This window comes from Pseudomonas sp. NFACC02 (assembly GCF_900110765.1).
In the GTDB taxonomy this organism is placed as follows: domain Bacteria; phylum Pseudomonadota; class Gammaproteobacteria; order Pseudomonadales; family Pseudomonadaceae; genus Aquipseudomonas.
Genome location: NZ_FOEO01000057.1, coordinates 15,315 through 28,211, shown reverse-complemented (window position 1 = coordinate 28,211; position 12,897 = coordinate 15,315). Strand labels below are relative to the sequence as shown.

The following is a 12,897-nucleotide window of genomic DNA, read 5'->3' as shown; positions in this document are numbered from 1 at the left end:
TGTTTTATATGGGCTTTTTATTTTCTGGCACATTAATTGATTTCCCTTGTCTACCCCGGCGGGCAATTCCGCTCTTCGGACAACCCAACTTTCAGCAAGGGAAGCATTCATGGCAACTCCAGCGTACATGTCCGTCACTGGCGAAAAACAAGGTCTGATCACGGCCGGCGCATTTACCGCCGACTCGGTTGGCAACACCTATCAGGACGGTCACGAAGACCAGGTCATGATTCAGGCCTTCCACCACGACATCATCATTCCACGGGATCCGCAATCCGGCCAACCGACCGGTCAACGCGTTCACAAGCCCGTGACCATCACCAAGGCCCACGACAAGTCATCACCATTGCTGCTGGCCGCGCTGACCTCCGGGGAGCGGTTGACCGAAATCGTCATTCACTTTTACCGCACTTCGGCGCTAGGCGCTCAGGAGCACTACTACACCACCACACTCGAAGACGCGATCGTCGTCTCCATCAACAACACCATGCCCAACTGCCAGGACCTCGACAACGCTCATCTCATGCTCCAGGAAGAGGTGCAGCTCACCTACCGCAAAATCACCTGGACCCACGAGGTTTCCGGCACTTCCGGTTCCGATGACTGGCGCTCTCCGGTCGTTTGACCACGACTGATCGTCTCGCGCATCGGCCCGCTCGGCGGGTCGGTGCGCTTGCATGCTTACCTCTCTTTTACGTTTGCTGATGCCCTTGGGTATTGGCCAGCGCAGCCACATGCAGAAGGAACAAGGGATGTCCGCACCGGCCAACCGGACCCATTTCAGCCTGACCATCGAAGGGTTTTCAGACGATCTTCAGGTTCATGCCTTCAAGGGTCGCGAAACGATCAGTGAACCGTTCGGGTTTGATGTGGAACTGGTCAGCGAACGGCCTTCACTGGACCTCGAAAAGCTGTTGCACAAGCCGGCCTTCCTGCAGCTCTCGCCCGACGGTCACGGCATCCACGGGCAGATCTATCGCGTCGCCCAGGGTGACTCCGGCAAACGCCTGACGCATTACTCCGTGACCCTGCGTCCGCGCCTTTCTTATCTGGCCCACCGCGTTAACCAGCGCATCTTCCAGAACCTCACCGTGCCGGACATCGTCGCCCAGGTCCTGGAGGAACATGGCATCCAGAGCAATGCCTACGCCTTCAAGGTGGGGGCTGTTTATCCCGAGCGCATTTACTGCGTGCAATACGATGAATCGGACCTGCACTTCATCCAGCGTCTGTGCGAAGAGGAAGGCATTCACTACCACTTCGAACACAGCCCCACGGCACACAGGCTGGTGTTCGCCGATGACCAGGTGATGTTCCCCAGGCTGGCGCCTGTCGCCTATCAGCAGGATTGCGGGATGCTCGCCAGCGAGCCGGTGATCAAGGGCTTTGACGTACGCCTGGAAACCCGCACCACCCGCACCACTCGCCGCGACCATGACTTTGAAAAGCCGCACCTGAATCTGCAAAGCGACGACAGCAGCGGCGTCATGCCCGATCTCGAAGACTACGACTATCCGGGGCGTTTCACCCACCGCGACCGTGGCAGACACCTGGCCAGACGCGCGCTGGAACGGCATCGCAGCGACTTCCAACTGGCCGAAGGCAAAAGCGATCAACCGTCGCTGGTCAGCGGCCACTTCCTGGCGTTGACCCGACACCCGCAGGCCCGCTGGAACGATTTGTGGCTGCTGACCGAAATCCTCCACGAAGGCAAGCAGCCACAGGTGCTGGAAGAGTCGATCAACAGCGATACGGCGCGCTTCAAGGATGATTTCCTGCAGGGCTATCGCAATACCTTCAGGGCGACGCCGTGGGAAGTGCCCTACCGGCCGCCGCTCAAGCATCCGAAACCGCGAATACTCGGCAGCCAGAGCGCCAGGGTCACCGGCCCCAAAGGGGAAGAGATTCATTGCGATGAGTACGGCCGGGTAAAAGTACAGTTTCACTGGGACCGCGAGGGCCAGTCTGACGACAAGACCAGTTGCTGGCTGCGCGTCTCGCAGGCCTGGGCCGGTGCGCATTACGGTGGCCTCGCCATCCCGCGCGTCGGCATGGAAGTGCTGGTGACCTTCCTGGAGGGCGATCCCGACCAACCGCTGATCAGCGGCTGTCTGTTTCACAAGACCAACGCCGTGCCCTACGAACTGCCCGTCCACAAGACCCGCACCACCTTCAAGACCCTCAGCTCACCCGGCGGCGCCGGCTTCAACGAACTGCGCATCGAAGACCGCAAAGGCCAAGAGCAGATCTTCGTGCACGCCCAGCGCAACTGGGATCAAAACATCGGGCACGACCAGAAAATCCACGTCGGCCACGAACGGCACGACACCGTGGAGCACAACAGCTACAGCGAGTTCAAGGCCGAAGAGCATTGCACCGTCCACGCCGACCGCAAAGTACACGCCAGGGCCGACGACCACCTCACGGTCGGCGTCAACCAGCACGTCTCGATCGGCACCGGCCAGTTCATCGAGGCAGGTCAGGAGATTCATCTGCGTAGCGGCGCGAAAGTCGTCATCGAAGCGGGCAACGAACTGACCCTCAAGGCGGGCGGCAGCTTCATCAAGATCGACGCGGGCGGGGTCACCATCACCGGGGCGCAGATCAAGCTGAACAGCGGAGGCAGTCCCGGGACTGGAGCCGGCGCAGCACCGCTGCTGCCGGGTGCTTTGCTGGAGGCTGATACGGACAAGGCCGGGGAATTATTGCATCAAGCCTCGGTACAGACCCTGCAAAAAGCAGCCACAGGCGCTGGGCCGATCTGCGAAGTCTGTCAAAACCTGGAGGCCGCGAAATGACCCTGACGCCATCGCGGTACCTGCTTCTGGATGGGGCAAAAATCGAGAACCTACCAACAACCGTGTACAGCCTGGAGGACAGCCCGACGGTCGAATGGCTCTATCGCACAACTCGCTATGAAGCGCTCTTCGACGTGGGTCCCGCGTTGGTGCTCTTGCGCGCCGGCAGTGATCTGGAACATGCGTTCATGGACCGCTGGCAGCATGACGCCGGCGTCATGATCGAGAGTGACGCCCCCCTGCAGACGTTGACAGCACACTTGCGCAGCCTCGTTCATGCGCGCGTGACCGGCGATGTTGCGGTGTTGTTTCGCTACTACGATCCACGCGTTATGCGTCATTGGCTGCCGGCCATGAGGGCTGATGAAAAAGACCACATGATGGGGCCGATCAATCGAGTGCGCCTGCCGGCGAGGACGGACCAGGGCGAACAATGGATCGCTCGCGAACAAGACCGACAAAGTGCCCAGCCGTATGGCGAGCGGCCTTGGCTGTATCTCGATGAACAGCAGTTGCAGCAGCTTAACCAAGGCAAGCTGGAGCTGTTCGACGAAACCCTTCTTGAGCACGTACGCACCTACTTCCCCGAATGCCTGGCTGCGAAAACGCTCGCCGAACAACGAGAGTGGGCGGCATCGTGCCGTGAAGGCGCCGCTCGCTACGGCTATTCAACGCCAAGCGAAGTGGCGCGCTGGGCTGCACTGGTCGCCACCCATGGGACGGCCTTTCCACAAGCGCCCGAACATCAAATCTACCGCGACATTCTCCAACACCCCACGCTCAACGCCACGCAACGCATGGACGCCTTGCTGGTGGAACTGCATCGGCACCTGCTACGCACTGACAAGGAGTCTTTTTGATGACAGATCACACGCTGGATAAAAACCGCCATCTCGCTGCCGCGGATCAGACAGCAAAAACCGGCTTCGGCCATGAAGAGCTGTCGAGCCCTATGGCCGCCTGTCCGGCCCGTCAACCGGAGATCTTTGTCGTTCCAACCCGGTATGCCATGGCTGAGCAGGCCGCCGCGCACACTGATTTCACGCCACCGAACCGAACGCAGAGTCACCCGATGGCCTTGCGCCGTTTGCGTGCGGGTTACGTTTACCTGTGGCACGGCAATGGACCGCTCAAACGATACGCCGTTGCGACGGACGGCCTGTTGTCGGAGCAGCCGTTGACGTCTGCACATAAGGTGATCGCCACTGGAGAAATAGCAGGCATTGCGCTGAAGAAAAACGACGACGCCTGGATGCTCTTCAGCGAGAGGCCTCTAGGCAAGCAAGCCTGCAAACGCCTGGAAAAGAGCACCGAGAGACGGCAGCGCATGCGGGAAGTAAAACTGACCGAGGTCGCTAAACGGCTGTCGGCTCAGCACTGCCTGTCCCTCGACAAGGCCCCGGAACTGATGGCCGAACTGATGCCAAAGGTGCGTCAACAAGCCTTGGCCCATGACTACCAGCAAAATGGTGCAGCGTACCGTGAGGGTCTGAGTCAGCAGGGTAAAGTGATGCACGCCGCACCCACGCCAGAAAATATCAAGGCCTACTCCGACAGCGCGCATTGGCTGCGTGAGCGCGAAGACGCAGCAGGCGCGCAGCCCCCGGATGAGCCGCTGGTCGAGCCCGGCGTCTGGAGCGCCACCCCTTGGGAGGTGAGCGCTACCCAAGCGTGGCTGGATGCCGCGAACAGTCAGTCAGCGCCGCTGTATGCCGTCCTGGCCGCGCTCGACGACGACTTGGGTGTGCTGCGGGACATCAACCATGAGCAAGAGTCCGTCGAAGCTCGCCACGAACAATGGGTCGGTGACAATAACCTGCGCCTGAGCATTGGCGGTTTTGTTCGCAGCCTTATCACTGAGGACGGCGCCGAACTGGCCGGTACGCTCAGCTACCGATACAAAGATCGAGACCTCACGCTGACCCCGGCTCAGGGCAAGGTCATGCTGGATGCACAGCACAAGCTAGACGAGGCGCGGAAGGACGAAGCCAGAACCCTACGATTGGGGGGGCCGGCCGCTCGTGATGCGCGCATTGCCGAAATCGTGGCGCCGGTAAGGGCCTTCATCCCGGCAGATTTGTACAACGAAGCGCAATTCGTGGTCCGCGAATACCGTGCCGAAAAGCAGGCCAACTTCGACGATAACTTCCTCGGCGCCAAGGTGAGTGAATACATCGATCTGACGGCGATGAATACCTGGCTCGACACCAACGCTCCCGCGCACTTCAAGGACGTTGAACAACGCCACAACGCCCTCTTTGCCGACCGCGCCGTGTACCTCAAACGTTCCTTCAACGGCACCTGGTTTGTCGATTACGAAGACCTGGATGACCGGCACTGGCTGACGGAAGTGGCGACTGGTTGCCTGACCGCGCAGTGCATTCGTGCCCATGGCGCGGAACAATACGCCGACTATGTACGAGCTGCCGATGGTGGTGCACTGGCCCAGCTATTCCTCGCCTGGACGCCGTCACTTGAAGCGGCCATCAACGACACCTCTCGCTTGGGCGAGCTGATGGCGGCGCTGGCCTCAGACAACATTGATGCCACCCATCAAGCGCTGGCGCCGTTGACCGCACCTATCCTGCACGACCTGGCAGACATGGCGCGCGAGGCCAAAAGCCCTTGGAACGTCTTGGTCAACCGGCTGGCGGCCTCGTTGCTGTTGCTCAAAGGCGATAAAACCTTCAGCAGCGCCTGGCTCGGTATTTTTGTCACCGCCCGGCTGGGTGCCGACACGCGGGTGGCGCAGGTTGTCCGCGACGCCCGTCAGGTCTGGACGTTACTGGGCCAGAAAGCCGAAGGGCTCAACCAATGGGCCCGCGCCACCGGCAAGGCCATTGGCGCCGGGCATGTGTCGGGCATCACAAACTCGCCTTTAGTGACCAACAGCGGCGGCATCGTGCCGCTGGCGGCCTTGCTGCTTAATATCTTCAACACGCACAACTACCTGAACCAGGGCACGGCAATCGAGGGGATGGACAACCAACGAGTGAACGACACCTTCTCGGCTTCGTTGTATGCGGCTGCGGCGCTGGTGGCGGTGATTGATAGTCAGGTGCGGGTTGGATTGAAGAAGGATCGGTTTTTTATTCGTTCGTCAGCCGCACCAACTTTGACCCTGTTCGGTGGGGTGATTGGGGCGCTGTCATTCGGTGCGGCGTTGAACGAGTACGTCTCGCTGCAAACCCAACTGGAAAATTCGCAAAGGCGTGTCGACCCGTGGCTCGCTATGCGCCAGTACGTCGTCGCAGGTCAAGTCACCGCTTATGGAGCCCAGGCACTTTTGGGCCTCGCTCAGACAGGCAGAGCCTTGGCAGGACTGATCGAAGTTGAAGTCGCAATCATGCGCTACACCCTGTGCATGGGGCCCTTGAACTGGATAATTGCATCGCTGGGCGTCTTGTACCTGATCACCTGGTTCTTTCAGCAGACCCCGTTGCAAAATTTCCTTAACTTCTGTTGCTGGTCAAAGGCACGGGCGGGGGACCTGTCACCCATTGCGGCCCAGGCGCAAGAGGATGAACTGGATCGTTTGTATGCCATTCTCTACGCCCCCCGAGTGAGCATGGACAGTCGTTCGGAGGTCACCAGCTCGCGCGGCTCCTCCGGCATGGCCTTCGTCAGTTCCATTCGCGCCATGACCATCGATTTGCCAGGGGCAGAACCCGGCAGCGCCTATCTGGAACTCTCCCTGATCGGGGATCCGGTGGACACGCTGGCCTACCGCGACCTGATTAAAAACAGCCCCACCGCCTATTACCAACCGCCCCGCCCTTGGCGAAACATGGCGCCGATCTGGCTGTCCAGCAGCACCTGCCAATGGATACCGCACAACGAAGGCCAGGGTCTGCGCCTGAGCGGTCCCTTCAACACGATTCCGAATATGATCGGCTCCACCCCCAGCAGTGTCTCCGTCCGCTTACGCTATCGCACGCCGTTGACCGGCCTGCTGGGCGCCACCAGTTATGTCGGCGGAGACCGCGGCCTGACGTTCACGCTGACTGACAGCACGGGCGTAATTGCCCTGCGAAACGACCCGACCCCGGCGCTGGACCGTGCACCCAGCTATCCCCTCGGCGACGACCATCCGGGGGCAATTTACCTTCAGCCTAAGGGGAAAGCATGAGCACACCTCCGGCCGGCACCACGAAAAAACGCGCAATGTCACGCAGGGACTATCTGGCCCCGCTGCCCGTCCCCACCGGGCAGAAACCCTGCGACTCGCTCAATACCATCTGGCGCAAGAATCAGGTGTTTCTGGATATCGGGAATTACAGCATCGGGTCGGCCGTGATGGTGATTTGGCCAGTCCTGTTGCTTTTTGTATTTATGACTTACATCACGCCTCATCCGCTAATGTGGGGCGGCGGATTAATCATCGTGGGCATCCCCATTTTGTTTGTAATTCAAGGCCTTTTCCGCGAAGTCCCCCTACCCGTGCGCTTCAATCGCCAACGCCGCGAGGTCTGCGTTCCTCAAGCAGACGGCACCTATTGGATCGTCCCATGGGAAACGGTCACCGCCGCCGCAACGCAGCACTCCTCCGTCAGCCAGGCAGGGCGCGCCACGATGGGGTTGCTGATCATTGGTTTTGAAAACCCCGACCCGCAAGCCAAGGAAGGTGAAAAGCACTATTCGATGGGTTTCAACTGCGGGGGCGGCACCACGGCCATGGCGCTGTGGGAATGCATGCGCAGCTACATGGAAGTCGGGCCGGACGCCGTCGAGGATCAGACGGCACGCTTCTACAGATCCAAAGGCATCTGGGCGACGTACGTGGACGACCTTATCAAGGCGGCGAAGCTGAGAGGCTGGCTTGTCACCGCTTTGTGGGAAGGTTTTTGCGGCCTCTTCATTTTCAACACGCTGCTGATAGATGTGCTGGAACGCTGGAAACTGAATCCGCCACCCGACCTGCCTTATCCCGACATCATCGAATGGTCCAAACCACTCCCCCCTGAACAATGGGCCAAGCGTTCCCCGGAACTGGAAGCCGCCATCGCCAAGCGTGAGGCTGAACTTGCTGACCAAACGGCGGAGAAGGCATGAGCACACCTCCGGCCGGGACCACGAAAAAACGCGCATTGTCGCGCAGGGACTATCTGGCCCCGTTGCCCATCCCTACCGGTCAGAAACCCTGTGACTCGCTCAACACCATCTGGCGCAAGAATCAGGTGTTTCTGGATATTGGGAATTACAGCATCGGGTCGGCCGTGATGGTTTTGTGGCCAATGGTGATGTTGTTTGCATTCATGGGATACCTGTTCAGAAATGATCAGGATGAGATGCACATATTTGCGATCATGACAGCCTTTATCATCGGTATTCCTTCGTTGATGTTGATCCAGGCCATCTATCGCGAAGTCCCTCTACCCGTGCGCTTCAATCGCCAACGCCGTGAGGTCTGTGTCCCTCAAGCCGATGGCACCTATTGGATTGTCCCGTGGGAAACCGTCACCGCCGCCGCGACGCAGCACTCCTCGGTAAGTCAGGCAGGGCGCGCCACGATGGGGTTGCTGATCATCGGCTTTGAAAACCCCGATCCGCAGGCCAAGGAAGGCGAAAAACACTATTCAATGGGCTTCAACTGCGGGGGCGGCACTACGGCCATGGCGCTGTGGGAATGCATGCGCAGCTACATGGAAGCCGGGCCGGACGCCGCACCCGAAAGCCGGGTAGGCATCGCACCTTATGAACAGACTCAAATCGGCTCGATCATCACCGACTTGCGCAAGGGCGATCTGATACAGGTCATCTGGGGGATATTCTGTATCACGATTCTGGGGACATACTTCGCCGAAAAACTGCAGAACCTCAAGCTCTCGCACCCGCCCGCACTGCCTTATCCCAACATCATCGAGTGGTCCAAACCACTCCCCCCTGAACAATGGGCCAAGCGCTCCCCGGAACTGGAAGCCGCCATCGCCAAACGCGAGGCCGAGCTTGCCGCCAGAACGGCGGAGGAAGCATGAGCACACCACCGGCCGGAACTACGAAAAAACGCGCATGGTCGCGCAGGGAGTATCTGGGCGATCAGCGCGCAACCCATCCCCAAGAATAACAATGCACCTACTAGCGCATTTACCGCCTCGCACGCTCTGGCACGCTGATTCCCGGCAGATTTCATTTGCACGAATCTCCGGTAGCCGGGGAACGATTGAGGGACGGTAGGGCTCACACCTTCTGTCTTTGAACCGTCTTCCTCACGAGTGACCTGTATGGAACATGTACTCCCGGACGCCTGGCTCAATGCCCTACCGTTGCCTTGGCTGAACACCCTGATCGCCGCCACTGTTGCCGTCTGCATCGCGCTGGTGGTGCGCTGGATTGCGCTGGTGATACTTCGACGCGTCGCCAAGTCGTTCGTCTTCGCCCAACAACTGATTCACCGCGCAGAGCCACCGACGCTCTGGCTGATACCGCTGCTGGCGCTGCAGACCGTGTGGACCTCCGCGCCTGACGACCTGATGTTGATCAACGGCGTACGCCATCTCAACGGGATGCTGGTCGTGGCCGCGTTCACCTGGCTGGCCTTGCGTTGTGTGAAGGCCATCGGCGAGGCCGTGGCGATCCGCAACCCGCTGGACATCGAGGACAACCTTCAAGCCCGGCGCATCCAGACTCAGGTGCGTGTGCTGGTGCGCTGTCTGAACGTGCTGGTGTTGCTGTTCGGCACCGGCCTGATCCTGATGAGTTTTCCGCCGGTGCGGCAGATCGGTACCAGTTTGCTGGCTTCCGCAGGGCTTGCAGGTCTGGCGGCGGGTTTCGCGGCCAAACCGGTTCTGGGCAATCTGATCGCGGGCTTGCAGATCGCTATTTCGCAGCCGATCCGGCTGGATGATGTGGTGATCGTCGAGGGTGAATGGGGCCGCATCGAGGAGATCAGCGGCACCTATGTCGTGCTGAAGATATGGGATGAGCGGCGGATGGTGATTCCGCTGCAGTATTTCATCGAAAAGCCGTTTCAGAACTGGACGCGCAGTACGTCGAGCCTGATCGGGTCGGTGTTTCTGTGGGTGGACTACTCGCTGCCGCTGGAAGCGCTTCGGGCCGAGACGGAGCGTATCTGCAAAGAGATCCCGCATCTGTGGGATGGTCGGGTCTGTGTGCTGCAGGTCACTGACACAACGGACAAGGCCATGCAGTTGAGGGTGCTGTTGAGTTCGGTGGATTCGTCGCGCAGTTGGGATGCCCGCTGCCATATGCGCGAGCGGTTGATCAGCTTTGTCGCCAAGCAATACCCGCAATGTCTGCCACAACTGCGGGCGGAAATGTCATCACGTGGCGTGCAGCCAGAGCGTGACGGTCATGAGCCGCCGACTGAGATCGCGCGTCAGCCACCGGTGTAACAGGCGTCGATATTGACCAGATTGAACACGCGGCGAAAAACGATCCGCTTGCAAAGACTGACCTGTGGGAGTGAGCTTGCTCACGAATGCGGAGTATCAGCCACTGTGGATGGCGCTGACCCACCGCATTCGCCAGCAAGCCGGCTCCTACAGGGATCAGTGCAGGGCTTGCGGCAGTAAACGCTCCCATATTCGATACTGGTCGCATCGAATAGGCCTCGAACCGCCGGTCCCGTTGGCAAAGACTGACCTGTGGGGCTTGCGGCAGTAAACGCTCACCCACAGGGATATCTTACCGGGCGGCGGCCCGACTCAATCCTCACTGCGCCTGATTGAACATCACCACCTTGCCCATCATCGCGGCGGCAAACTGTTGGGCGCTCATTTTCACGCCGTTGAAGTCCACCACATCGTTGGCGTAGTGCAAGGTGGAGGTGATGTTGTCGCCTTCGACTTTCCCCACTTGCAGCATGATCGCCATACCACCCACCGACTCGGCAGCACCTTTGGCCTGTTCGGCGATGGCGGCGTGGTCGGTCTGCCCAGCGGACAGCGCCTGCAGGCTGGCCAGGTCCTGAATCATCGGTTTGGACAGCAGCAATTTGGCGTCCAGCTGCGTCACCAGCTGTTTGAGCAGCGCGGCGCCCGGCTGATCAAGCGAGGTCGGGTTACTCAGGTCCATCGACAGGCTGAAGTGACTCTCGCCGTTGGCGGTTTTCAGCGACAGCTTTTCCAGTTCGATATGAGGTTTGGCCGAGAGCAGCTTGCCAACTTCTGCCTGCACCAGCGCCTGATCTGCCGGGCTCAGGTGTGGCGTGTAGGACTCACCCTCGGCCGCCGCAGCCTGGGCCTGTGGCTGAATTTTTTCCTGGTAGATCTGCAACAGGGCCTTGGTCGAAGCAATGTCGAAGTTGGCAAACTTCCAGACCATCTGCGATGAGCCAACGTCCTTGCCGTCGAACGTGATGTCGCCGATGTCGTAGGTGACCTGCGCGTTGAGGTTGCCTTCGACTTCCTGCAACAGACTGGTGTTGACGAAGTCTTTGAACTGCACCGGCGGACGACCTGCCGCCTGGAACGTGGCCGAGGTCACCTTGGCATCGCTGTGTCCCAGGTAGAAACCCGACTTGCCCTTGGTCCCGCCCGTGTTGAACGTCAGATCACGGAGCGACAGGCTGACAGGCCCTTCTTCGGAGGTCGCTGTGACGTCCAGACTGCCCAGCACGCCGTTGGCTTCCAGCTTCTCGCCATTGGCGCTGCCCGATGCATTGAGGGTGAAACCCGAGAATTTGAATGAACCGTTCTGGTCGTCGAACTGGAACGGCAGGAACTCGATACGGCCCAATGCAGCGCGATCGTAGCCCATGCTGAAATGCCCGGTGAGCGGCGCTTTATCATGGGTCATGGCGAACCACTTCTCGGAAAACACGTTCTTCTCGAGGGCCATGTTGCTGGCCGCCATGACAGGCACCAGATTCAGCGACTTCACGCGGCTCCACGGGAAAGGGCCGTGCTCGATGTTATCCACAAAAAGCAGTTCGACCGGCTGACCGTCATTTAGCCTGGGGTTCTGGATCGTGAATTTATAGTGCGCGGTACTGGTGAAGAAGTGGCGATCCAGCGACAGTAGCTCGACGCTCGCACTTCCTTCATGGCCGACGAACGCGGCCTGAATTTGCTGATTACCCTGCTGCACGGCATCACCGAGTACGCCTTCCAGGCGAGTCCCCGTGTACCAGGCACCGGCAGTGATGAGAGCGCCTGCAACCACGACGACGCCTAAGGCAATGTTGACTGATTTTTTCATGTGTCGACTCGAAGATGTCCGTTCTTGAAGAGAGGTCGTGTCTTCCCTGACCCCGAAGGGTTTCGGCGCTGAGATACAACGGCCGAGCAGCACCTTGCGCTGCCGAGAGCCCGGCGAGATTAGCACCTGTCGAGGGCATTTTGCAGGTGTTGCGCCTAGCCACGGCCTTTGCCGAGGCGTTAGGCTGGGCATCAATCTGCACACGGGGTCGATGAGATGAGCAACACGCAAAAACCAAAAGGGCCGATCAAGGCGGTGATTTTCGACATGGACGGCCTGTTGCTGGACACAGAAGGCATCTACACCGAAGTCACCAACACCATCGCCAACCGGCACGGGAAAACCTTCGACTGGGCCGTGAAACAGCACTCCATCGGGCGCGGCTCGCAGGATTTCGCGGAATACGTGATCAGCGCGCTTGAGCTGCCGATGTCCCCGGAAGAATTCCTCACCGTTCGCCAGCCGATGCTCGACGAGCGTTTCCCGCACGCACAGCCTATGCACGGAGCCGAAGCGCTGGTGCGTCATCTGGCCAAGCACAACATTCCGATTGCCGTGGGCACCAGCTCCTCACTCCATTACTTCCATGTGAAGACGAGCAATCACCGTTCCTGGTTCGAGCTGTTCAAGCACGTGGTCACCGCCGACCACCAAGACGTGAAGGCCGCCAAGCCGGCGCCGGATATCTTCCTGACCGCTGCGCGTCTGCTGGGTGTCGATCCAAAGGATTGCCTGGTCTTTGAAGACTCGCCGTTTGGCGTCACGGCCGCCAAAACCGCAGGGATGTATGCCGTGGCTGTGCCTGACTCGCACATGCCGGTGGCTCAATATGCGCACGCCGACCTGATGCTGGGATCGCTGGCGGAGTTTCCGCTGGAGGATTGGGGTTTGCCGGGGTATCGCACATAACGCAAGCGTGCTCGTTCCGGCCGTGCGCGCC

9 protein-coding genes are annotated in these 12,897 nt (G+C 59.8%); 8 read left to right on the top strand and 1 reads right to left on the bottom strand.

Annotated features, from left to right (window positions below; genetic code table 11):
• Positions 1–109: 109 nt before the first annotated feature.
• The 7 genes from BMY73_RS25825 to BMY73_RS25795 all read left to right on the top strand — a co-directional run bounded on the left by BMY73_RS25825 (position 110) and on the right by BMY73_RS25795 (position 10,150).
• On the top strand, positions 110–625 hold the full coding sequence (locus tag BMY73_RS25825) for an Hcp family type VI secretion system effector (protein ID WP_062391131.1): 516 nt from the start codon (positions 110–112) through the stop codon (positions 623–625).
• Between the two features lie 127 nt (positions 626–752).
• Positions 753–2,798, top strand: coding sequence for a type VI secretion system Vgr family protein (gene tssI / locus BMY73_RS25820; protein WP_092410687.1), 2,046 nt, complete (start codon positions 753–755; stop codon positions 2,796–2,798).
• A complete protein-coding gene (locus BMY73_RS25815; protein WP_062391058.1) occupies positions 2,795–3,658 on the top strand; it encodes a DUF4123 domain-containing protein in 864 nt (287 codons plus the stop codon). Before tssI ends, BMY73_RS25815 begins: the two co-directional genes overlap by 4 nt.
• Positions 3,658–6,927 carry a toxin VasX gene (locus tag BMY73_RS28640; RefSeq protein ID WP_256571381.1) on the top strand — a complete coding sequence of 1,090 codons (3,270 nt, stop codon included), beginning with the start codon at positions 3,658–3,660 and terminating at the stop codon, positions 6,925–6,927. The genes BMY73_RS25815 and BMY73_RS28640 overlap by 1 nt, the downstream gene beginning before the upstream one ends.
• The gene (locus tag BMY73_RS25805) at positions 6,924–7,850 is read left to right on the top strand and encodes a hypothetical protein (protein ID WP_062391057.1); all 927 of its coding nucleotides are present in this window, start codon (positions 6,924–6,926) and stop codon (positions 7,848–7,850) included. Before BMY73_RS28640 ends, BMY73_RS25805 begins: the two co-directional genes overlap by 4 nt.
• Positions 7,847–8,773 (top strand): hypothetical protein, encoded by a 927-nt coding sequence (locus tag BMY73_RS25800; protein ID WP_062391056.1) that lies wholly within the window; start codon positions 7,847–7,849, stop codon positions 8,771–8,773. Before BMY73_RS25805 ends, BMY73_RS25800 begins: the two co-directional genes overlap by 4 nt.
• 246 nt (positions 8,774–9,019) lie before the next feature.
• On the top strand, positions 9,020–10,150 hold the full coding sequence (locus BMY73_RS25795) for a mechanosensitive ion channel family protein (protein WP_062391055.1): 1,131 nt from the start codon (positions 9,020–9,022) through the stop codon (positions 10,148–10,150).
• Between the two features lie 319 nt (positions 10,151–10,469).
• Here the strand turns inward: BMY73_RS25795 and BMY73_RS25790 are convergent, their stop codons facing one another.
• Complete coding sequence (locus BMY73_RS25790) at positions 10,470–11,957, bottom strand: YdgA family protein (RefSeq protein ID WP_092410685.1); 1,488 nt, start codon at positions 11,955–11,957, stop codon at positions 10,470–10,472.
• A gap of 216 nt (positions 11,958–12,173) precedes the next feature.
• Between BMY73_RS25790 and BMY73_RS25785 the strand changes: the two genes are divergently transcribed.
• Positions 12,174–12,866 carry an HAD-IA family hydrolase gene (locus BMY73_RS25785; protein WP_092410683.1) on the top strand — a complete coding sequence of 231 codons (693 nt, stop codon included), beginning with the start codon at positions 12,174–12,176 and terminating at the stop codon, positions 12,864–12,866.
• Positions 12,867–12,897 lie beyond the last annotated feature (31 nt).